At 51.5% G+C, this 20,597-nt stretch carries 22 protein-coding genes; 21 read left to right on the top strand and 1 reads right to left on the bottom strand.

Features of this window, described 5'->3' with window-relative positions; all coding sequences use genetic code 11:
- The first annotated feature begins 51 nt into the window (after positions 1–51).
- The 17 genes from ACYVJG_RS02700 (at position 52) to ACYVJG_RS02620 (ending at position 12,314) form a co-directional block, all read left to right on the top strand.
- Positions 52–276 carry a hypothetical protein gene (locus ACYVJG_RS02700; protein WP_460429655.1) on the top strand — a complete coding sequence of 75 codons (225 nt, stop codon included), beginning with the start codon at positions 52–54 and terminating at the stop codon, positions 274–276.
- Positions 273–980 (top strand): phage adaptor protein, encoded by a 708-nt coding sequence (locus tag ACYVJG_RS02695; protein WP_460429654.1) that lies wholly within the window; start codon positions 273–275, stop codon positions 978–980. The genes ACYVJG_RS02700 and ACYVJG_RS02695 overlap by 4 nt, the downstream gene beginning before the upstream one ends.
- A 10-nt stretch (positions 981–990) precedes the next feature.
- Complete coding sequence (locus ACYVJG_RS02690; protein WP_460429653.1) at positions 991–2,793, top strand: hypothetical protein; 1,803 nt, start codon at positions 991–993, stop codon at positions 2,791–2,793.
- Positions 2,790–3,872, top strand: coding sequence for a hypothetical protein (locus ACYVJG_RS02685; RefSeq protein ID WP_460429652.1), 1,083 nt, complete (start codon positions 2,790–2,792; stop codon positions 3,870–3,872). The genes ACYVJG_RS02690 and ACYVJG_RS02685 overlap by 4 nt, the downstream gene beginning before the upstream one ends.
- 21 nt (positions 3,873–3,893) lie before the next feature.
- On the top strand, positions 3,894–4,127 hold the full coding sequence (locus tag ACYVJG_RS02680) for a hypothetical protein (RefSeq protein WP_460429651.1): 234 nt from the start codon (positions 3,894–3,896) through the stop codon (positions 4,125–4,127).
- 65 nt (positions 4,128–4,192) lie between these two features.
- Complete coding sequence (locus ACYVJG_RS02675) at positions 4,193–4,558, top strand: hypothetical protein (protein WP_460429650.1); 366 nt, start codon at positions 4,193–4,195, stop codon at positions 4,556–4,558.
- A gap of 67 nt (positions 4,559–4,625) precedes the next feature.
- On the top strand, positions 4,626–4,829 hold the full coding sequence (locus tag ACYVJG_RS02670) for a hypothetical protein (RefSeq protein ID WP_460429649.1): 204 nt from the start codon (positions 4,626–4,628) through the stop codon (positions 4,827–4,829).
- 2 nt (positions 4,830–4,831) lie between these two features.
- Positions 4,832–5,173: a hypothetical protein gene (locus ACYVJG_RS02665; RefSeq protein ID WP_460429648.1), complete on the top strand. Its 342-nt coding sequence runs from the start codon at positions 4,832–4,834 to the stop codon at positions 5,171–5,173.
- A 9-nt stretch (positions 5,174–5,182) separates the two neighbouring features.
- Positions 5,183–5,626 carry a hypothetical protein gene (locus ACYVJG_RS02660; RefSeq protein WP_460429647.1) on the top strand — a complete coding sequence of 148 codons (444 nt, stop codon included), beginning with the start codon at positions 5,183–5,185 and terminating at the stop codon, positions 5,624–5,626.
- A gap of 18 nt (positions 5,627–5,644) precedes the next feature.
- Entirely contained in the window at positions 5,645–7,126 is a 1,482-nt protein-coding gene (locus tag ACYVJG_RS02655; protein WP_460429646.1) for a hypothetical protein, read from the top strand.
- 8 nt (positions 7,127–7,134) lie between these two features.
- A complete protein-coding gene (locus tag ACYVJG_RS02650; RefSeq protein ID WP_460429645.1) occupies positions 7,135–7,785 on the top strand; it encodes a hypothetical protein in 651 nt (216 codons plus the stop codon).
- Complete coding sequence (locus ACYVJG_RS02645) at positions 7,782–8,201, top strand: hypothetical protein (protein ID WP_460429644.1); 420 nt, start codon at positions 7,782–7,784, stop codon at positions 8,199–8,201. The genes ACYVJG_RS02650 and ACYVJG_RS02645 overlap by 4 nt, the downstream gene beginning before the upstream one ends.
- 209 nt (positions 8,202–8,410) lie before the next feature.
- Complete coding sequence (locus ACYVJG_RS02640) at positions 8,411–9,361, top strand: hypothetical protein (RefSeq protein ID WP_460429643.1); 951 nt, start codon at positions 8,411–8,413, stop codon at positions 9,359–9,361.
- A gap of 12 nt (positions 9,362–9,373) precedes the next feature.
- Complete coding sequence (locus tag ACYVJG_RS02635) at positions 9,374–10,150, top strand: hypothetical protein (RefSeq protein WP_460429642.1); 777 nt, start codon at positions 9,374–9,376, stop codon at positions 10,148–10,150.
- Complete coding sequence (locus tag ACYVJG_RS02630) at positions 10,151–10,909, top strand: hypothetical protein (RefSeq protein WP_460429641.1); 759 nt, start codon at positions 10,151–10,153, stop codon at positions 10,907–10,909. It begins immediately after the preceding gene.
- A complete protein-coding gene (locus ACYVJG_RS02625; RefSeq protein ID WP_460429640.1) occupies positions 10,906–11,463 on the top strand; it encodes a hypothetical protein in 558 nt (185 codons plus the stop codon). Before ACYVJG_RS02630 ends, ACYVJG_RS02625 begins: the two co-directional genes overlap by 4 nt.
- Positions 11,460–12,314 carry a hypothetical protein gene (locus ACYVJG_RS02620; protein WP_460429639.1) on the top strand — a complete coding sequence of 285 codons (855 nt, stop codon included), beginning with the start codon at positions 11,460–11,462 and terminating at the stop codon, positions 12,312–12,314. The genes ACYVJG_RS02625 and ACYVJG_RS02620 overlap by 4 nt, the downstream gene beginning before the upstream one ends.
- On the opposite strand, the gene ACYVJG_RS02615 is transcribed toward ACYVJG_RS02620, so the two are convergent.
- Positions 12,315–12,611, bottom strand: a complete 297-nt coding sequence (locus ACYVJG_RS02615) for a hypothetical protein (RefSeq protein ID WP_460429638.1) — start codon at positions 12,609–12,611, stop codon at positions 12,315–12,317.
- 169 nt (positions 12,612–12,780) lie between these two features.
- On the opposite strand from ACYVJG_RS02615, the gene ACYVJG_RS02610 reads away from it, so the two are divergent.
- The 4 genes from ACYVJG_RS02610 to ACYVJG_RS02595 all read left to right on the top strand — a co-directional run bounded on the left by ACYVJG_RS02610 (position 12,781) and on the right by ACYVJG_RS02595 (position 20,551).
- Positions 12,781–19,206 carry an LPD38 domain-containing protein gene (locus ACYVJG_RS02610; protein WP_460429637.1) on the top strand — a complete coding sequence of 2,142 codons (6,426 nt, stop codon included), beginning with the start codon at positions 12,781–12,783 and terminating at the stop codon, positions 19,204–19,206.
- A gap of 82 nt (positions 19,207–19,288) precedes the next feature.
- A complete protein-coding gene (locus ACYVJG_RS02605) occupies positions 19,289–19,519 on the top strand; it encodes a phage holin (RefSeq protein ID WP_460429636.1) in 231 nt (76 codons plus the stop codon).
- Positions 19,512–19,973, top strand: coding sequence for a lysozyme (locus tag ACYVJG_RS02600; protein WP_460429635.1), 462 nt, complete (start codon positions 19,512–19,514; stop codon positions 19,971–19,973). The genes ACYVJG_RS02605 and ACYVJG_RS02600 overlap by 8 nt, the downstream gene beginning before the upstream one ends.
- Positions 19,974–20,119: 146 nt before the next feature.
- Complete coding sequence (locus ACYVJG_RS02595) at positions 20,120–20,551, top strand: GNAT family N-acetyltransferase (protein WP_460429634.1); 432 nt, start codon at positions 20,120–20,122, stop codon at positions 20,549–20,551.
- The last annotated feature ends 46 nt before the right edge of the window (positions 20,552–20,597 follow it).

The following is a 20,597-nucleotide window of genomic DNA, read 5'->3' as shown; positions in this document are numbered from 1 at the left end:
TGATTCGGTATTTGCCCCGCCTATGCGGGGCTTTTTGTTTTGGGGGTAGTTATGGCAGCAAAAGAAGTCACTATCACGATTCCTAAGGAAAAGGGGGCCAGTGATGATGTGTTTATTGGTCTGAATGGTAAAAGCTGGCTGATTAAACGCGGGGTACCGGTGACAGTACCCGAGGAAGTATTGGAGCCCTTGCGGCTTGCTGTGTCGGTTGAGTATGACCAGAAAACCATGACAGCATCTGAAGTGCCTTCTTATCCGTTCAGTGTTTTGAAATGACCTTCATCGAGCTGTGCCGAGCTGTACATAGTGAGGCGGGATTGTCGGGGGATGGACCATCGGCGATTGCTGGGCAGGTCGGCATGAATAGGAAGTTAATTGAGTGGGTGCGGTCGGCCTATCAGGACATCATTTTGATGCGTGATTGGGATTGGCTGTGGGTGAAAACTTATATTGATGTGTCCCCCGGTGATGGTGTGCTTGACCTTTCTGGCACATTTGGCTTGCGTGATGTGGGCAAGATTGTCACGGATAGCATCAGTGTGCATGCGGCAGATGGTCGTGTCAGTACAGTAACGTTTGATACTGATTTTCGGAAGTTGGTTCGGTTGTATGGCGGGGCAACACCTGCTGCACCGGTGGTGATGACTCGCTGGCCGAACGGTGGGTTGCAAGTATTCCCTGCTCCAGATGCGTTTTATGAGCTGCATTTCGAGTATTACCGTGACCGGCATGACTTGGAAAATGACACAGCTGAGCCGCTTATTCCTGAGCCTTTCCAGCAGGTTATCGTGTGGAAAGCGTTGATGCGCTATGCGTCCCATGATTCTGCAACTGAGTTGTTGCCCCATGCACAGATGATGTTTGCTGAGGTGTTGCAGCGACTTGAGCAACGTCAACGTCAGTCGGTAACGAGAGGGGTTTATCCGCTCGATGGTTATGTTCCGTTGGGTGATTCTTCTGGGGGGTGGTCGTTGGCTTAGAGGGGGTGGTATGGCGACTGAAGTGCAGTATTTCGCTTTGTCTGGTGGTTTGGACTTGGAGTCGTCTCCATTTTCAATCAAGGCTGGTCGGGCATTGGTTGCTCATAATGTTGAGCAGGTATTCGGGCAAAACGGCTATCGGAGGATTGACGGTTATGAGCGTTTTGATGGCCGGCCATTCCCTTCTTCGGCGTTAACACCAGACGAAAAAATTGAGAGACGAACAGCGATACAAGCAGTGCCAGGCAGTGGGCCTATTCGCGGGGTGGCTGTTTTTAAGGCACGGGTCTTTGCAATGCGAAATACGGCAGATGGAAAGGCGGCGGCGTTGTATGGATCGTCTAAAGAAGGATGGCAGAAGATCACCGATAAGTTATTGCCAGATGGTCGTTTGGAGGCCATTGCACATAATTTTGGTGGTGCAAGCTATACGCAAAGTTTGTATGGCTGTGATGGCAAGAATCGGCCTTGGCGGTTTGATGGTCAGGAGTTGAAGTTTTTCCCTGTGATTTTTGGCAGTGAGGCAGACAGTACGTCTAGCCTTGCTCCTGCGCTGGGTGATAAGACTTTTACCATCACGCAAGCTAATCGATCTTGGAAAGTGGATGATGAGCTGTTTGTTTATGATCCGGACAATCCTACGTGTTGGATGAAAGGGAAGGTTAAAAGTTATTCTGGTTCATCATTGGTGCTGACAGTCACGGCTATGGATGGTACCGCCACCGTATCAAAATGGGCTATTTGTCGGGCTGATTTTGCTGATCGTCCGTATTTGGTGCAGGCATTTAAGAGCCATTTGTTTTTGGCTTATCCAAATGGGCAGCTGCAACACAGCAATCTTGGTGATCCGATGGTGTTTGATTCTACTGCTGGTTTGCTTGGCACTGGGGATGACATTACAGGTTTGTGTCCGCTTAAGGGGGATTTGCTGGCGGTATTTTGTTCTAGCCGGATTTATCTTTTGGCGGGTGCATCGGTTGATGATTGGCAGCTGAAAACTCACGCTCAGGATATTGGTGCTCGGCGTGGCACGGCGGTTGAAACAGCGGGTAATGCTTTGTTTCTTGATGATCGCGGTGTGACTTCGCTGAATGCTACCCAAGCTTTCGGGGACTTTGAATCTGGTGTCTTGTCACGCGAGATTAAACGACTATTGGATCCGTTACTCACGCAGGTGTTATTTGCAAGAAGTTCTCGCCAGAAAAATCAGTATCGGCTTTATCTGCGTGGTGGGCGTGGAGTGACATGCACAGTACATCGTCCCGCCACGATGGTGGAACCAGCAGTGATGGCTTTTTCTGTGTTTCAGTATCTACATAGCCCAACTTGTGTTGCCCGTGGTGAAGATGCTGATGGCGAGGAAACGGCTTTCTTTGGTACAGATAACGGTTATGTGATGATGGAGGATGTGGGCCATAGTTTTGATGGCCTGCCGATTGAGATGCGGCTTTTGCTGCCGTTTAATCATTTTCGATCCCCATCGACGAAGAAGCGGTTTCATCGGGTGCAGTTTGAGATGGAGTCGCCAACCTCGGTACGCTTGCATTTTAAGCAGCTGTTTGATTTCGACAGTCCAGAGTATGCGTCTGGCCTGAATTTGCCAATTGTGACTCAGCGTGCCCCGGGGGTGTTGGACATAGATCGTTTTGGGTCGTTTGAATGGTCGAGTCCTCGGGTGTCTGCGCCATTGCTTACGGTGGATGGTGTAGGTACGAATATGGCTTTGTTGCTGTGGCATCTTGGTGCCGATGTGCCGTCCTTCACTTTTCAGGGGGTGCTTGTTCACTATACGAATAGGGGTCAACGTCGATGACAGCCCCGAATAATGCATTTTTTGATCACCCAACTCGGGCTGATCGTTTGGTTGAAGGTGATGTTGCGCGTGCAGGTGATGTGAATCGGTTGTTTGATGCAGTGAGTTCAGCTTTTACGAGAACGGAATCATTGCTTGGTCGAACGATCATCTTACCTGAGGGTGCAGAGATGACACCCATTGCAGAGGCCCTGTCCGAGAGATCGAACAGGGTTTTTGCTTTTGATGCGTCTGGGAAGTTGTTGTTGTGGCCAACGGTTACGCCGGCAAATCGCGCTGACTCTTTTTTGGGTTGGGGCAGTGATGGGCGTATCAGGCTTTGGCCTGCGGTCACCACTGAACAGTTATCGCAGTTTGTTGAGCAGGCGGTATCGGCAAGGTCTGGGGCTGAGGCGGCACAGCAGGCGGCTGAGGCAGCGCAAATAGCGGCGGAAGATGCAGCCAGTGCTGCAGCAATGGATGCGGCAACTGAAACGGCCAATTTATTGGTTAATCGGTTTGCTGAGGATCGGGCGGTGACTGAGCAAGCGGCAGCGGCTGCAGATGAGGCTGTGTTGTTGGCTCGTGATTGGGCGGAAAAAGTTGATGGGCCGGTGGTTGGTACAGCTGGTTTTTCTTCGCAACGATGGGCGTTATTCGCTCAGAGTTATGCGGAGGGTGCAGCTGGCTCTGCTTTGGCATCGCAACAGGCTACGGTGGCTGCGCGTGGTTTTGCTGAGAGTGCAGCCATCGCACAACAGGCAGCTGAAGCAGCAAAGGAGGAGGTTGAACAAACCGTTTATGGTGTTGCTTCTGTTGCTGCCCAGCAGATTGCGGATTCGGTTTCTGATGACGCCATTCGGGCAGAGGCTGCACGAGAGGATGCTGAACAGGCTAGGGATAAGGCAGTGGCAGCAGCTGGTATTGCAGTTGAGGCCATGCTTAGCCAAGGGGATGTTGTTGGGCCATTGGAGCAGTTTGTTGCTGGCATCGGTGATGGGTTGTTGCTTGGTGGTGGTGAATGGGTTGGAGGTTTAGACCCGAATTTGAATGCATCTGAAATTGGTGCGCTTTTTGATGCCGGCTATAAGTCGGCTTAATTTTTTTAGGGAATTGAAAATATGAATTTGCTTCAACAGATTGGTTTGTTAGTTGGTCAAAAGGATGCTGCTGTTAAGGTTTTTGCTTCTGGTGAAGCCCTTGCCGCCCGTGATGCTGCCCTTAGCACGCTGCGCGGTGCAGTGCCTGCTTCCGGCGATACGCTGGAAAAGCTGTATCAGCTGCTTGCCGGTAACCGTACCGTTCACAAGGTGGACGACATCGCTGGCCGTGATGCGCTGGCCGTGATGCGCTGACCACTGCGCTGGTTGGCGATCAGGTCTTTGTCGAAGATGACGGCGATACCCGCTGGGCGATCTACATGGTGGTTGACGCCATCACCCCGTTGACCTCGGCATCGTTCGTTAAGGTTTCCGACCCCGACATGCTGAATGAAGCGCTCAGCGCTGGTCAGATCAAGGCTCTCTACGAGAGCAACATCGACACCAACGCTTTCACCGACACGGAAAAGGCTTATCTGGCTGCGCTGCTGGCTGGTCTGAGCTCTCTGACTACTACTGATAAGTCTAGCTATGCCGCTGCGATCAATGAGGTAAATGCCAAAGCTTTGGCTAATCAAAGTGCAATTTCGGGTTTGGACAATCGCTTAGCTGCGGTTGAGGCGGTGACTACCAATCTCGGCTCTTTTGCTGATTTTGAAGCTGCGTATCAAGCTGCCACTGTGTAATTGATATTGGGGTGGTGTCGTTAGGGGGTGTCTTTAAGACATCCCTTTTTCATTTATGGAGGACATGATGCCTGAAGTGACAAATCAGCCTTTGTTGTACCAGATGGGTTTGGCGGTTGGGCAGTCTGTTGCTGCAGCAACGGCACAGGTTCGGCAAGAAGTTAGCGAAACGGTTAGCCAAACACTCGATGATGTGACGGGCGATTATGCTGCATTGGCTCGTCGTATCCGAATCATGCGGCTGAATGATCTACTCGGATTAGGGATTTGACTATGAGTATCGCAACACCTCTGCGCACGCAGATTGAAGCGATTAAAGCACGGATTGACGCTCTGGCTGCGACTGCGACGGCAGAAGACATTGTGATGCTGTCCAAGGCGGTTGAGGCTATCGGAGGGCAGGCATCGGTCTTTGATGTGATGGCCGTGGCCGAGGAAAAGGCGGCGGAGATTGAGGCATCTGCTGAAAATGCGGCTGTTGCTGCGACAGCAACGGTGAACACGGCAAAAGACTCTGCGATGACTGCCATCGACCAAGCCAAGAATAACGCTGTGGCTCAAATCAATCCGCTTCCAACTCTTGCTGCTGCACATGCGGCAGTGCTTTCTTTTTAAGGTGCTGAAATGCCGAAGACGAATACTGCTGTTTTTGCTCAGAATCCTAAGACCGCCACGGCGGTAATGACCGCTGCTATCGCCCTGACGGGTGCTGGCTCGATTGCCGATACCGCGAGTGCGGTCAACGGCACCTCTCTGCTGATGACTGCCGGTGCAGAAGGCGCGATTGTGACCCGTCTGCAGTATCTGCCGCGTGGCACGATCAGCGCGACCGTGGCTTATCTGTTCGTGCGTCGTGCGGGGCAGCCTGCTTCTGAGCGCGTGTTGATCGACCAAGTGTCCCTGCCTGCCGTGACGGTATCGACCACTGCTGCCGCTACCAAGTCGGTGAGCACGCTGGCCACCGAAGTGTCTCCGCTGCGCCTTGGTGCAGGCGATGAGCTGTATGTGGGCATGTCTGTGGCTGCCTCTGTGGGCGTGGCCGCTTACGCCGAATTCACTGACTTCTAATCAAGCGAAGGGGCTGCTATGCCTTACAACTACGGCGCAAAGAACGGGCCGAGTATCGGAAAGGCCGCCCCCGGTCTCCCCGTTCCGGCTAAGTACGACGGCTCTCTGAGCATCTCGACCAGCCAGCTGGTGGCTGGCGCTCGGAAGTTTATCAATCCGAATTTCAATGACCGTTCGGACTGGACGAAGGTTACGAACGGTGTTGGCGTTGGCACGGCCACCGTAAGCGCGGTGCAAAATGTGCCCAGTTCAACCAATATTCTTGTTCAGCCAACTGGTGGCGGCTACTTCGCTGGTGGTCTAAAAATCAGCGATACAGCGTTTGTTGCTTTGACTTCTGAAGTTTCTGGGACAGCCAAGACTAACCTGACCCTGTTTGATGTCAGCAATGGTGGATGTGCTGTTAAATCTCAGGTGCCAATCTCGACTGATCCGCAAAATAATTGCGGCAGTGCGCGGGTTATCCCATCGTCTCGCCCTGATTTGATTCTGGTGGCTCACCGTCTGTATACGGAATCAGCGCAGCGGATACAGGTTTTCCGCGTTGACGCCAATTCCGGCGCGATTAGCAATGCAAATACAGGAACGTCTGCTGGCTCGCCGTTGAGTATTTCGTCAAACGAGTGGTGGCTTCCTTGGGTTATTACTCCGCTTGGCTATTTCGGTGGCCGCGAAGTGTGGGTGGCAATCCGCAGCGACCAATCCAATTCGACCTGTTATTTTATTACGCTGGATGATGCAGGAAACCTGAGTTTTGTCAGTACAGCCTTTACCTATGGCACAGGATTCTTGCAGCGTATTGGAGAGGACAACACCCTTATCTACGCTGCAGGTATGGCTCATCCCTCTCTCGGTGGTGGGTATAATGCATCCGCCAGCCCTAACGTGTTTCAGCACTCGCCATTCCGGTTGTACTCGATCAACAAGTCGTCTCTCGCTGTCACTCTCATTACGTCCGCTGGATCAAGCAATGGTGGAGGCGTGACATCTTTTGGTGCCGCTGGACTTTATTTCGCTGGCTTTGAATCTTATGGCTTCAATGGAGAGGGTTTCTTTATTGGCTATAACGCTAATCACGGGAACTCGCCAATGGCAGGTTTTTCTGTAGGAGACCCTTACGGTAGTCCTTTCGTTTGCCGGACAGATTTGAGCAATCCGTCAAAACCTAGCGCGTCAATAATCGGGAATAACGGCAATTCTAGCGCTGCTTCAGCGGCATCGTATGTTGCCGTTAGCCCGAATGTTATTGCTGCACGGTCTCATTCTGGCGGTGTGTTTGGTGGAGTATTGCACGAGAACTATGCTGGATCTCGGACACAGCTAGGCTTTGCTTGGCTGGATGATCTTGGCAACGTTGGTACTGCGATAGTGATGCTATCTGGCCTCGGTTCCGGTGGCGCTGCCCGATCTACTCAAATGGTTCCATTCGGTGATCGATTGCTTGTGCTGGATAAAACTGGCTCTAGCCAAGCGCAATTTGTCTGGGTTTACCCGCGATAGGATGAGTGATGATTAAAGTAACTTTGAAAACATTGGCGTGCTCAAACGAGCCGCTGCCGCCGTTCTTGAGCGGATTGGAGCTGGAATCGCTGCTTGATCTGAGCTGGACAGACAAGGCGCTTGGTGTGCGCGGATTCGGCTGGTGGCCCGTGGAACGTGCGCCTGTGTCGTTTGATGCGGACACGCACCATGAGACGGGGGTGGAATACACCGCCGATGCTGAGCGCCGTGTGGTGATTGCCGTGTCTGTTATCGAGGCGCTCCCTGCCGATGTCGCTGCAGCGAACGTGCAGCGCAAGCTGGATGATATGCGTCAACAGAAGCTGGCCACGGTCAATACTCGCTGCGATGAGCTACTCACCCGTCTCAAGGCCGGTTATCCAGATGGAGAGGTTGTGTCGTGGGATCAGCAAGTCATCGAGGCGCGTGCGTTAGATGTGTCTCCCACGGCGGTCACGCCCCTGCTGTCGGCTATTGCTGCCCAACGCGGCATTGACGTAAATACCTTGGCAGTACGGGTACTCGAAAAAGCTACCGCTTATGCTGTGGCTTCTGGCTCGATTATCGGGGCGCGGCAAAAGCTGGAAGATGCGATTGCAGCGGCCACGACTGCGGAGGAGCTATCCGACATTGACGTTTATGCGGGGTGGTCTGCATGACTTGGCGCTATAAATTAGATACTTTATATCGTTATCAATCCCCGCTGCTGGCGGGGATTTTTTTTGCCAACGATTGGGGAAAAATTGAGGATGAGGCGATTGTGATTTATCCGCCTTATTCATGGGACGGTTGTTCGCCTGCATGGAAAATTGGGACTGTTTGGTTTGGTGTTCCTGACGGTAGGTTGAATCCAGATGGGCGGCCACAGGCATTTTATGCATCATTGGTACATGACTTCTTATGTCAGTTCCGGCCTGAGGTTCCAATTCGGAAAGCAATCACTGTTGAGCTATTTCGCGAAATGCTTGTGAGAAGTGGTTTCTCTCCGTTTCGGGCAAAGATTTACGCGAAAAGCGTTGATTGGTTTGGCCCTCAGGATTGGCCAGCTGACTTTTGTAGTGAGGTCAAAGCATGATCGTAAGACCAGCAACATCGATTTCGTTTACACCTCCCACTGAAACCAATTCAGGGAACAATTCGGGAATTTACAACGGCACATCATCATTCGATCCGTATTCTGGTGTTATTACGTACTTGTCGGGGAGCAAGGCAGGTACAACCGAGACGATCCCCAAACCCTCGACACCTGTTAGCGCACCCTCACCAACGCCAGCCCCGACTAATATGGGTAGTTCAAATTGGTCGGCCAGTCCGGCGCCAACGGCATCTCCATCTGGTTGGTCTAGTGAATTTTATCGTGCGCTAGAGGATCGGAAAAAGGCTAATTCAACACAGCCTTTTGGGTTGCCATCATCTGGGACGTTGTATAACTCAACTGGTAATCCTTCGGATAGAGCTTATGACGTTTATGGGAACCAAATTGATTTTGGTATCTATAACGGTCTTGGGCAAAAGGTTGGGTCTTACGAGGCTGGTCCTATTAAAGCACCACCCCCGATGTCTTTTTCTTTCCCTAGTACGCAAACAGCCAGTCCACCTCCATCACCGGCGCCAAGCCCTTATCAGCCGGTTTTTGATTCTGCAGTCAGTGCGCCAACAGAGACGATAGAGGGTCGAATCAATGGCTTACTTGCTGAGAATAACCCTGTTTTGCGGCAAGCCGCTGATAAGGCAAGAGCAGGGTTTGCAGCACGAGGTTTATTGAATTCTTCTATGGCTGAAACAGCAGCAATGGAAGCAATGATTGCAAAGGCAGTTGAGATTGCTGGCCCTGATGCGCAACGTTATTTTCAAAATCGTTTGAATAATGTTGATTGGAAAAACAAGTTTGCTGGTACAGCGCAGCAGCAAGAATTCGCCATGCAAACACTAGCAATGCAGCATCAATACAACAAGGAGTTGGCAACGATGCAGCAACAGTGGAGATCGACTGATTCGGAGCAATCGTTTAGTTATTCGCTGCGCAACAGTTATTTGCAGATGACGAGTCAAGCAAATGCGATTTATCAGGAAAACGTGGCGCGTATTCAGGGTGCTCAGATGAATCCTGAGGATAAGGCTGTTGCGATCCAAGCTGCCCAGCAGTTGCGTGATAACAATATTGCTCAGTTGAATGCCACTTTTCAGGCACAGCCCGGGTGGGTTCAAGCATGGTCGATTGCTGCAAGTTATTGATTGGGGGGTGTGATGGCTGTGTCTGATGAAGATGTGCGTAATTGGTTTGCTGCGGCACCACGGACTGAGAGAGACATTTACGATGCTGCAAAACAGCACGGCGTGTCTGCTGAACAATTGGAGAGGGTAAAGGGTTGGTCAGCAGGTACGGTGAGTGATTGGACGGCGAAGAATGGCGTTGAGTCACTGCCGGCACAGCCGCAGCCTGAAAAACCTCAGCCAAGTTTGTTTTCGGTTGATTCTTTGGGTGCGTCTCAGCTTGTGGTTGATGAAGCAAATATGGCGCGTTATGGCGGTGGTAAGCCATCAGCAGAGGTCTTTGCTAAGGCTTCTGGCTTGGATTTGTTATCTGCCAAATCTTTGCTGGGGGCACAGCCTCATCGCGACAAGTATGTGAATTGGGCTGCAGTGATGGGGTCTGATAATCCAAGTTTGGCTTATCAGCGGGCGATCAATGTGATTGTGGGTGATGAGGTCGCCAAGACTAAGGCAAACCAAGGGACAGTTAGCCGGACATCTGCTTATGGCGTTAATACAGCCGGTGAGTCGAATCTTCATGGGCAGCGTTTTGGTGGCGTACGGGCTGAAACATGGGGACGTGGTGGTTTGTTGCAGAGTGGGATGGCTGGGTATGGTAATGCGGCGGCAGTTGCGGGGCAGGCTAATCAGCTGTTTCAGTCGGCAATGCGTCAAATAGCACAGTCGAAACTCAGTCAACAGGAAAAGGCGCTTGCTGCCCAACAGGCTCGGCAGCAGTTGTTTACTTTTTTGAATCGGTTGGGAGGGTAAATGGAAGAAGGCATGTGGGGTGATACGGGTGGCTATGTTTTTTCACCTGAGATTTATGGTTTTTCGTCTTTGCCTGACCATGCTGGTTTTGATGCGGAGAGTATAGCGAAATCTAGTTGGGCTGATTATGGGATTGGTGATGATGGGTCTTATGTGGCTCAGCCGATTGGTGAGGGTTATGCCCCGTTCACTGATGATGATGGGCGCTTCTTTGATTTTGATGTGTCGGGTGAGATTAACCCAAGCGATTTTATGTCTTTTGATGGGGGTGATAGTCAGGGTGCATTATCAGCGGCAGTTGGTAATGGAGCATCTTCGTTGTTGTCCGCTTTTGGTAAGGGGTTGGATACGTTACTCAACAGCAAGAATTTGTTGGGCTTGGGTGCAATAGGACTGAATGCCATCGGTGGGTATCAGAGTGCTAAGGCGGGTCAGTTATCGAATGCTGAAGCTTTAGCAGTTAAGAACCGTGAGCTGGACATGCAGTCAAGTCAGTTTGATCAGACGCTGGGGCAGCGGGGGTATGAATTTGAAGCGGGACTTGGCCAGCGTGAAAGTGAGTTTTCACGAAAGCTTGGGCAGGAGGACTATCAGTTTGAATCTAATTTGGGCCAGCGTGAGAGTGAGTTTTCTAGAACGTTGGCACAGCGACAGCAAGAGATTGATGATCAGGTACGCCGTGCGGCTTGGGCAATGGTACCCAAGGAGCGTTGGGGATCGGGTGGTTTGTTAGCTGCAGCAATGCAGGGAGGGGCATGATGGGTTTGCTTCAGCAAGGTATGCGGCAGGATGTGGTGGATCGTCCTGTTGAGAATGGGGTGTCGATTGATGCTTTGGTTCAGCAGTCTGGACAGGCAGCAGTGGGTGGGGGCGACGAGATGTCGCCCTTGTCGTCTGGGGCGCCTGCTGCCGATGGGCAAAACCTGAATTATGAGCGGTTGGTTTTGATGGCGATTGAGCATTTGACTGGTCAAGAGATGTTTATGGCGATGCTGCAACAGGCGCAACAGGGCGATGTGGGTCAGGTGGTGGGTGGGGCGGTGGTGCAGACGTTGTTGGGATTGCAAGGTTCTGCAGCTCAGGCAGGGGTACAGATTGATGATCGGATGTTGAGTGCGGCCAGTATTGATGTAACGAAACAGATTGTGGGGTTGTTTGCTGCGATGGGTGCGACACAGGATCCACAGCAAGCATTCCGAGATGCGATTGAGTATGGCAAGACGTTGGTGCAGGGTGGTGGTCAAGCCAGTCCACCACCGGCCAGTGGGCTCATGCCGCAGGGGGTGGTTATGGATGAGGGGATGTCGGAATGAGCAAGGGGTTGATCGGTGCGGCTTTGGCTCAGGCGGGGGCTCAGGCTTTGGGTATGCTTTATCAGTCTAAGGTTACTGGTGAGGCTGCAGAGCAAAAGCAGCAGGCAGAGGCTTTGGAGTTTACGCGTGAATTAGCACGGGATCGTCACAAGGTAGAGCTGGAAGCAAAGAAACATTTGCTGCCGTTAAATGATCCGACTGTGCAGGATCATGTGGCTATCCACAGTGGCGTGACGGTGCCTGAGTTGCAGCAGAGTCTTGCGGCTATTCGGTCTGGGAAAGTAGATAGTCAGAATTTGTCTTTTGTGGCGGAGACAAATCGACGGGCGAAGCGTGCGTTGGAGATGTTGACCAGTGGAGTTGGGGCAAATCGTCAGGCAATGGCTGGGGCGGATGGTGTGCAGGCTGAGAATATGATGCGAGATCAGATGTTGAAAGGTGGGATGCGGACATCTGATGTGGCGATGGTGCAGGGGGCATTGAAGGGCGGTGCTGCATTTGATACGGGTAGTGGCGTACTGGTGAATCGGTATAACGGGACGTTTAGCCAGTTGCCTGAGTCGCAGTCGGCTGTGCAGGATCATTCTTATCGTCATGACCAGATTCGGACGAATCAGGCAAATACGGTGCAACGTATGTTGGATGGGGTGTTGACGCAGATTCGAGCGAATAATAATGCGGCCTCGAAGGCCTTGCCGAGTGAGCGTGAGGCGATTGTTGCTCAGAATCGGGCGTTGGAGCAGGAGGCAGCCAAGTACCGTCAATTTTTACAGGAACAATTGCTCAAACGACCAGAGCAAAAGCCAGTTCAGAATGGGACTCAGCCACCAATTTGGGATCCAACGGAGTAGTTAACCTCGATTCCGATAGGCTTGTACCATTGATTTTGTGACGTCTTCGTTGTAGCAAAGTGGGGCATAGCCACCACGTCGATTGTAGGCACTGCGCCCACCACAAGATCGGCCATTTCTCATGGTGTTGTACGGACAAGGGCAGTTTCCTGGATAGGCATCGATAGATTGTTGGATGAGGATTTTACGGATCTGTTCGTCTGATAGTTTTTTGGGTGGTGTTTTTGCAAGCACAGAAGGAGACAGGGCAAGGATAGCCAAGGTGCAGGCAACGTAGAGTGTTTGTTTGAGTTTCATGGTATGAGATGGCGTGTTAGTGGACGCTTTATTATTACCATTGACTATGCCTTTTGTGTATTGCAATTGTTGTCAGTGTGTTTGATCAGCAACACCCATCGCATGAGATGGGTTTTATTTTTTGTGCCCCGTGGGTTTTGCTCACGGGGTTTTTGTTTTGGAGCGATGTATGTTGCCAGATGATAGCGGTTTGTATGGTGGATCGGGTGCAGTGACTTATGACCCAGAGGCTTTTGCGAAGGCAAACAGCACGGGGTTGTTGGCTTCTGGTATGGCGGATTTGAGCCCTGTTGCCAGTGCAAAAGCGCATTCTGTTGGTGGCGAACGTCGCGCTGTGCGTGGTACTGAAAATTTGTTGCCTGATGCTCAGACGTTGTCTGTGTTTGAGGAGGCGGCGGTTCGCTATCAGGTGCCGGTGAATGCGTTGTTGGCAATTGGTCATCAGGAGACTCGATTTGATGGCAGTCGCGTGGGGCCGATGACGAAATATGGTCAGGCTGTGGGGATGATGCAATACATCCCTAGCACGGCTAAGGCATTGGGGATTGATCCACGCGATACGCGGCAGTCGGTGTTTGCGGCGGCAATGGAGATGCGGCAGCGTATTGATCGGGGGTTGTCTGTGCCTGATGCGATTGCGGCCCATTTTGCTGGCGATAATGTGGCGCAGTGGGGTGAGAAAACTCGTGCTTATCGTGATGAGGTGACCGCTAAGGCGAAGGCGATTGCAGGGCTTTATAAGTCATTGCACCGTGAACGGTCTGAGATGGCTGTAGAGAATAAGCGATTGTTTAACCAAGCCGAGAATTTTAAGCAGCAGCCAGCCAGTGGAGAAAAGCGGGGTAGTTCTGTCGCGCAGCAGCCAGCTGAAGAGGGAAAGCGGCCTAGTCTTGTTGAGCAGGCAGGGCGTGATTTTGCGCGTGGTGTCGATAATTTGCAGTCGTTGGGGTATGGGCTTGCTGCTGTGGTGGGGGATGTTGCGGGGCTTGATGATGTGAACCGTTGGGGCTTGGAGGGGTATCTGCGTAATAAGAAGGAGGCAGCGCAGAATCCAGCGGTGATTGGGACTTATCAGAATGTGAAGTCTTTTGATGATGCGGTGCGGTATGGGATTGAGGCTTTAGCGGAGAATGCTGCATCGATTGTTCCAGCCTTGGTTACAGGTGGTGGCGGTGGATTTGTTGCCAAAAAGATTGCAGAAAAGTCGGTGACAAATTTGGCAGGCAAAGCGTTGGCCTCGCATGTGGCAAAACGTAGCGCACAGGGGGCAACAGCCGCGATGGTGCCTACTTCGGTTGGGATGAGCACTGGCGGTATTTATGGTGATATTTATGAGCAAACGGGCGAGAAACGTCCCGGTGTTGCTGTTGTTGCTGGGACTGTGGCGGGTTCGCTTGATGCTATTCCGCAGTTGATGGCAATCAAAAAGGCGTTTGGGCCTGTTGTTACTGAGGCGATTCAGGGGCGTGTGTTGGGTCGGCTTGGTAAGGCTGCTGGTGTACAGTTTTTATCTGAGGGTGCAACTGAGTTAGCACAGACTTTGATTGAGCAAGGTGCTGTGCGGTATGTGGATGGCAAGCCTTATTGGAATGAAGGATTACTGCATCAGGCAATTGATGGTTTCTTGAAGGGCGGTATTTCCGGTGGTGCGATGGGGGTTGCTTCGCAGGGGGTGGCCGAGGTTAGGGGTCGAGGGGTTAAGCCAGCAGCGTCAACGACTGAGCCTAAGCCAGATGTGACTTCGACAGATACCAGCACGGCAGGTACGGTTGAGCCTAGTGTGGCGGATTCTGGGCCGAATGACAGTGATTTATTACGCCGAATGGGCATTGATATTGATGCGCCTATGCCGAACATGCCTGTGCCGGCATCGCAGGTTCGCCGTGTGTCCCCTGTGTCGGAAAAGTCTGTGAGTGGTGAGCCTGAAATTACTCGTGTGATTGATGTTGCACCAGATGGTGAGGCCAGTATTCGTTTTCAGGCAGGGCAGCCTATTAGTGGTTTGTTGCCTTTGCAGCAGTCTTCTGTGGTGGTGGATGCTGAGGGGCGAGTGGGTGGGTTGTCGGAGGTGCAGAATGCAGGGCTTGATGCGCGATTGGCAGAGTTGAATTTACCGCGTGCGCTTGATCCGAGCTTGGATACGCCAACAGATATGACTGCTGGTAAGCATCCGGGTTATACGTCTGAGTCGTTGTTGAAGGCGTTAGGCCAGCCTATTGGTTTATTACCTTTGCTACAGCCTTCTGTGGTGGTGGATGCTAAGGGGCGAGTGGGTGGGTTGTCGGAGGTGCAGAATGCAGGGCTTGATGCGCGATTGGCAGAGTTGAATTTACCGCGTGCGCTTGATCCGAGCTTGGATACGCCAACAGGCATCACTGCGGGCAAGCATCCAGGTTATACGCCGGAATCGTTGTTGAAAGCGTTAGATGATGTACGCAATGAAGTAAATCAGGTTGTAGTACCAGAATTGGAGATGCGTCGCTCTGGTTTGGCGAAGGTGGATATTGAGCGTGATGATGCTTTGACGGCGATTGCGAAGTTGGGCGGGATTGATGTTGCTCAGGTGCAATCGGAGTATGGCAATACGATCACGGATGAAGCTAAGCGGGTTAATCGTGGCAGTTTGTTTGGTAAGCCAGTGTTTCGCCGTGAGGGTGGTTTGTCTTTGGATGATATGGCCCATGCGTTGAGTGAGTATGGGTATTTGGGGCAGGATGAGCACGGGAAGGTGGATATTGGTGGGCTGTACGATATTTTATCTTCGGATGGGCCTGTCTATCACCCTGTTGCGCAAGAAAAGTTAGTTCAGTCGCAGATGGCAGCCGTGGCGCGGGATGAGATGTTACGGCCTGAGTCGATTCTGTCGATGGCACAGGCGCGTTTGTTGGCAGATGGGTTTGTTGAGGCTGAGGGTGCTGAGGTGTCTGGATCTCATACTGGGGTTGGTTCATTGGATCAGCCTTCTATTGGTGGCGGTGGTGTTACGGCCGTTAAGGATTCATCGGTACCCAGTCGCCCCCACACGGGCGTGCAAACTTTTGCTGATTTATTTGCTCGCGGCGAAATCGATGTGCCGGAGGATGATCCGATTTTGTTAAGTCGTTCGGCTGGCCGAGGTCAAAATCAAGATAGTGGCTTGGTGGATGGGGCCGTTGATGAGGCTGGGCAAGATGGGGAGTTTGAATCGTTTGGGTTGTCGAGTGATGAGATTGAGTCGGCATTGGCTTCTGAGTTGGCCGCTTTTCGGAATGGTCGTAGCAATGTGAAGGTGGTGGATTATGAGGATGATTTGCCGGCCTCGATTCAGCGTCATTTATTACAGGGTGGGATTACTGGTGTTGAGGGTCTTTGGGATCCGACGCGCAATCAGGTGTATTTGATTGGTGAGAATATTCAGGATGTGGACCGCGCTCGTGAGGTGTTGCTGCATGAGGTGGTGGGCCATGCCAGCATGGAGGAGATGTTAGGCAAGGATTTGATGGATCAGTTTGTGCATCGTGTCACGCGGATGAGTTTGTCGGGAAACCGGTTTGCGGCAGAGGCTGCTGCTTGGGTGGATAAGACACAACCGGATTTACCACCGGAGACTCGGGCTCGTGAGATTGTGGCGGTGATGGCTGAGCGTGGTTACCGTTCGGCTGATGATACGTTGATGAATCGGGTTTTTGAGGCGATTCGGCAGTTTTTGCGGCGGGCTGGGTTTAAGGCTGATTGGGTAACGCGCATTAGTGATGGGGATATTTATCGTTTGTTGCGCGATGCAGATCGGTTTGCGAAAACGCCACGTGGTGAGGTGGTGGCGGTTAATCCGGCAAGTACGTTGTTTTTTTCTGTGGGAGGCTCAAGAGACAGTGCAGATGCAGGTGCAGGGTTTAGTTTGCCTCAGGCAGAGGGCAAGTCTGCGAAGTGGAAACGGGCAGCGAGACGTGCGCGGGAGGTGAACCAAGACCGTTATATCCGTGTGAAGGAAGTTCAGGAGGCGGTTGTTGGGCAAGGGGGTACGCTTGATGATAAGAGCAATGTGTATCAGGCGGAGACGCTATCACATGGCAGAAAACTGGCATTAAGTGAGGATTTTCAGGCGACTGAGGTTGTGCCTTTGCTGCGCGATGTGGGTCGTTCTGGGATTGATTTGGATGATGTGGCGTTGTTGGCGTATGCATTACATGCGCCTGAGCGTAATGCACAGATTGCAAAAATTAACCCACGTTATCCGGATGGTGGGTCTGGGATGACGAATGCGGATGCTCAGCAGAAGGTGGACTTTTTGCGTGATAAGTATGGGGATAAGTTTGCCGAGCTGGAGCAGTTTGTTGGCCGATTGCAGGGGATTGCGCGTAAGACATCTGATTATATGTTTGAGGCTGGTTTGATCGACAGTAATACGGCAGCGACTTGGCAGGGGGTGTATCAAGCTTATGTGCCGCTCAAGGGCTTTGAGCAGATTGATGAAGACACTGGGCAGGCTGTGCAGCCTGCTGCTGTGGTTGAGTCTGGCAAGGTGGGTAATGTGCGAGGGGCTGAATCGAAGCGTGCGATGGGGCGCGGGTCGTTGGCTGGGCAGATTATTGAGAATGTGATTGCTGATCGGTTACGGGCTATCAATCGGGCGGAGAATAATCGGGTTGGTAAGGTGTTGTTGCAGTTTGTTTTGGATAACCCTGACGCGAATCTTTGGGTGTCTGATGTGTTTCAGAAGGGTGCTGCTGGTAAGTGGGGGCGCGTGATTGGGCCGGATGGTCAGGTTTCGTTGCGCAATACATTGAATGTGGCAACTGATCCAGAGGTGTTTACGGTTAAGGTTGCTGGGCGAGAGGTGCATATTCGTTTGAAGGATCGGCAGCTTGCTGAGGCTTTGTCGGGTATTCATGACGAGAAGCAGATGGGTTGGGTGTTGGATACGCTGTCGGCGGCGAATCGTTATCTTGCTGCGGTGTTCACGGGCTATAACCCGACTTTTACTGTGTTGAATGGGATTCGGGATACTCAGGGGGCATTTTTTCAGAACCTTGCAACGTTTGGTTTTAAGGGCGCAGCTAAGGGGGTGGCTTATGCGGCAAGGGCTTTGCCTACGGCTTTCAAGATGAATTTTGCGATGGATCGTGCGAAGAAGGTAGCGCGAGATCAGAACGGTTTGCCTACGGATTGGGAGGGTTATTATCGGGAGATGCGGGCGAATGGTGGGCTCACTGGTTTTATGGATTTTCGGACGTTGACGCAGATTGGTGAGGATGCTGCCCGTCAGGTGGAGGTTGCTGCTGGTAATAAGCGTGCTCAGTTTAAGCAGGCTGGGTTGGGGGTCTTGAAGGCGATTGAGAATGCGAATGCTGCGATTGAGTCGGTGAATCGGTTGGCGGCGTTTCGGCTTGCGCGTGAGAATGGACTTTCGCCTGAGCAAGCGGCAGCGATTGCGAAGGATGTGACGGTGAACTTTAACCGACGTGGTTCGCAGCGCAAGGCCAGTGCTTGGTTTTTGTTTTTTAATCCAGCGATTCAGGGGACTGAGCGATTTTTGCATGCGATGAAGCATCCAAAGGTGGCAATGGCAGCGGCGGCAATGGCGGGTAGTGCGGCATTGTTGGCGGCATTTTCGGCTGAGGCGTTGGGTGAGGATGAGGATGGGCGGCCGATTTGGGACAAGATTCCGGCGAGTGATAAGTCACGGAATTTGATTGTGCCGACTGGTGTGAGTGGTGCTTACGCTAAGGTGCCTTTGCCGTATGGCTGGAATGTGTTTGCTGTGTTGGGTGTGGGGTTGGTGGATGTGTTGCGCAACCGTGATGACCCTGCGCGTGGCATGGATCCCACTCGGGCGGCGGGTTGGATGGCAAGCAGTGCGGTTGATTCGTTTAACCCGATTGGGGGTTCTCGATTGGTTGGGAGTGCTGGTGCTGGTGGGATGTTGGATGCGGTATTACCGGCAGTGTTGCAGCCTTTTTCGCAGAATATCCGTAATGAAAATGGCTTTGGAAATCAGATGAGTCCAACGCCGATGTATGGTCAGAAGGTGGCGAAGTCGGAGCAGTATTTTCCTTCGATGGAGGGGACTGGATGGCAGGTGTTTGCTTCGTGGTTGAATGGGGCGACGGGTGGTAATGCGGTAGAGGATGGTTTGGTTTCGGTTCGTCCAGCGGAGTTGAAAAATGCGGTAACGTTTTTTGGTGGTGGGTCGTTGCGGTTTGTGACGGACATCATGGAGGCGTTGAGCGCGGATGAGCAGGGTTGGCAGCAGGCACCTGTGTTGCGTCAGTTGTCTGGGGCGGATAATGCCCGGAATGATTCGCGGTTGTTTTATGAGGGGTTGGATCGGGTTGAGTCTAAGCATCAGGCTTATGAGGCGTTTCGTGAGGCGGGAAATGAGCGTTTGATGGCTGAGATTGAACGTGATTTTGGGCCTTATATTGCGCTGGGTGAGGCGGTTGATGTTTATAGGCGTCGGCTGTCTGAGTTGCGTGGTTTGGAGGTTCGGGCACGGGAGCAGAATGATGTGAAGACTGAGGAGAATTTGGCTTTGATTGGTCAGGAAAAGGTGCGGGTGATGCGGGCATTTAATGCTGAGTTTGACCGTGCTATTCGTGCAGTTGAGGGTCAGTAGTCGTTTTTTTTGATTGGTTGTTTTTTGTGCCCACCGGTGTGAATCGGTGGGCTTTTTTATTTGGGGGTTTGGAATGTCTGGTATGCCGAAGAATGGGGCTGAAGCAGGGAGTTATGTTGGTGGTGTGGTGTCGGTGGCATCGGCTTTGACGTTGACTGATGTTGGGGTTGTGATTGGTATTGTGACTGCTGTTTTGACGTTTTTGTTGAATGTGTTTTATCAGCGGCGGAAGGATCGGCGCGAGGAGGAGAAGCATCGTTTGGCGTTGGAGTTGATGCGTCGTGGCATTTTGGGGGTGGGTGAGGATGAGTAAGGTTCGTCATGCTGTTGCTGCGTTGGTGTTGTCGGCATCGGCTTTTGTTGGGTTGTTGACTGCGGAGGGGTATCGCAGCGAGGCATATATTCCGATCAAGGGTGATGTGCCAACGATTGGGTTTGGGACAACAGAAGGCGTAAAGCTTGGCGACAAGATTACGCCGGTGCAGGCGTTGGCTAGGGCTGTGGCGGATGTGGGCCAGTATGAGGGGGCATTGAGGCGGTGTGTTAAGGTGCCTCTTTATCAGCATGAGTATGATGCTTACATTAGTCTTTCGTACAATATTGGTGGGGGTGCGTTTTGTGGTTCGACTTTGGTACGCAAGTTGAATGCTTCGGATTATGTAGGTGCTTGTGAGGAAATTTTGCGGTGGAATAAGGCTGGTGGGAAGGTGTTACGGGGTTTGGTGATTCGGCGTGAGGCTGAGTATCGGCAGTGTCGGGGGTGGTGATGGGGGGTGTTTTTAGTCGATTGACATTGGTTGGTTTGGGATGTAGGCTTTGTCTTTGCATAAAAAACCAACCATATTAAGCATTTTCTCTTACTTTTGGGCGGGCAAAAATCATGATGTTACATGAGACTTCTAAGGAAAAAAAAATGACTATAACGATCGTAGAAGTACCAAGAGAAGAACTAATCTCTTTACAAAATATTTTAGAACAGGAAAAAAATTCTAAGCTTAGAGACATCTGGGTAGGTGACGGATACGGCCAACCCATATACTTGGCAGCAAAATATCATGATCAGATTGTTGGTGTAGCTTCTATATCATTATTATTTTCCGATATCGATACTGCAGCAGAAATTTACAAAATCTATGTAGGTCCTAACTATAGGAGAAAGGGTGTCGGCCAAACGCTATTTCAATCGGCCATTGAACTTATTCTTAAAAGTGAGATTAAAAACATAATCATTGAAATAGCAAGCGATGAGGGATACTTATTCATTAATTCTTTAGAATTACCTGTGAATTCAGAATTATTTGATCGTGGTCAAAATAAGTTTGAAATTTGTTTCGCTAAAAGCTAGTAAAATTGGTAATTTTTGTTTTAAATTTGGTTAAAAAACATATACA

The sequence above is a fragment of the Aquaspirillum soli genome, from assembly GCF_054781915.1.
The sequence above is the reverse complement of the archived record's forward strand: the minus strand, read 5'-3'. Positions and strand labels throughout refer to the sequence as shown.

Excerpts from the sequence above, each read along its gene's own strand:
- ACYVJG_RS02700 (WP_460429655.1), top strand. The coding sequence starts at position 52 with ATGGCAGCAAAAGAAGTCACTATCACGATTCCTAAGGAAAAGGGGGCC.
- ACYVJG_RS02695 (WP_460429654.1), top strand. The coding sequence starts at position 273 with ATGACCTTCATCGAGCTGTGCCGAGCTGTACATAGTGAGGCGGGATTG.
- ACYVJG_RS02690 (WP_460429653.1), top strand. The coding sequence starts at position 991 with ATGGCGACTGAAGTGCAGTATTTCGCTTTGTCTGGTGGTTTGGACTTG.
- ACYVJG_RS02685 (WP_460429652.1), top strand. The coding sequence starts at position 2,790 with ATGACAGCCCCGAATAATGCATTTTTTGATCACCCAACTCGGGCTGAT.
- ACYVJG_RS02680 (WP_460429651.1), top strand. The coding sequence starts at position 3,894 with ATGAATTTGCTTCAACAGATTGGTTTGTTAGTTGGTCAAAAGGATGCT.
- ACYVJG_RS02675 (WP_460429650.1), top strand. The coding sequence starts at position 4,193 with ATGGTGGTTGACGCCATCACCCCGTTGACCTCGGCATCGTTCGTTAAG.
- ACYVJG_RS02670 (WP_460429649.1), top strand. The coding sequence starts at position 4,626 with ATGCCTGAAGTGACAAATCAGCCTTTGTTGTACCAGATGGGTTTGGCG.
- ACYVJG_RS02665 (WP_460429648.1), top strand. The coding sequence starts at position 4,832 with ATGAGTATCGCAACACCTCTGCGCACGCAGATTGAAGCGATTAAAGCA.
- ACYVJG_RS02660 (WP_460429647.1), top strand. The coding sequence starts at position 5,183 with ATGCCGAAGACGAATACTGCTGTTTTTGCTCAGAATCCTAAGACCGCC.
- ACYVJG_RS02655 (WP_460429646.1), top strand. The coding sequence starts at position 5,645 with ATGCCTTACAACTACGGCGCAAAGAACGGGCCGAGTATCGGAAAGGCC.
- ACYVJG_RS02650 (WP_460429645.1), top strand. The coding sequence starts at position 7,135 with ATGATTAAAGTAACTTTGAAAACATTGGCGTGCTCAAACGAGCCGCTG.
- ACYVJG_RS02645 (WP_460429644.1), top strand. The coding sequence starts at position 7,782 with ATGACTTGGCGCTATAAATTAGATACTTTATATCGTTATCAATCCCCG.
- ACYVJG_RS02640 (WP_460429643.1), top strand. The coding sequence starts at position 8,411 with ATGGGTAGTTCAAATTGGTCGGCCAGTCCGGCGCCAACGGCATCTCCA.
- ACYVJG_RS02635 (WP_460429642.1), top strand. The coding sequence starts at position 9,374 with ATGGCTGTGTCTGATGAAGATGTGCGTAATTGGTTTGCTGCGGCACCA.
- ACYVJG_RS02630 (WP_460429641.1), top strand. The coding sequence starts at position 10,151 with ATGGAAGAAGGCATGTGGGGTGATACGGGTGGCTATGTTTTTTCACCT.
- ACYVJG_RS02625 (WP_460429640.1), top strand. The coding sequence starts at position 10,906 with ATGATGGGTTTGCTTCAGCAAGGTATGCGGCAGGATGTGGTGGATCGT.
- ACYVJG_RS02620 (WP_460429639.1), top strand. The coding sequence starts at position 11,460 with ATGAGCAAGGGGTTGATCGGTGCGGCTTTGGCTCAGGCGGGGGCTCAG.
- ACYVJG_RS02615 (WP_460429638.1), bottom strand. The coding sequence starts at position 12,611 with ATGAAACTCAAACAAACACTCTACGTTGCCTGCACCTTGGCTATCCTT.
- ACYVJG_RS02610 (WP_460429637.1), top strand. The coding sequence starts at position 12,781 with ATGTTGCCAGATGATAGCGGTTTGTATGGTGGATCGGGTGCAGTGACT.
- ACYVJG_RS02605 (WP_460429636.1), top strand. The coding sequence starts at position 19,289 with ATGCCGAAGAATGGGGCTGAAGCAGGGAGTTATGTTGGTGGTGTGGTG.
- ACYVJG_RS02600 (WP_460429635.1), top strand. The coding sequence starts at position 19,512 with ATGAGTAAGGTTCGTCATGCTGTTGCTGCGTTGGTGTTGTCGGCATCG.
- ACYVJG_RS02595 (WP_460429634.1), top strand. The coding sequence starts at position 20,120 with ATGACTATAACGATCGTAGAAGTACCAAGAGAAGAACTAATCTCTTTA.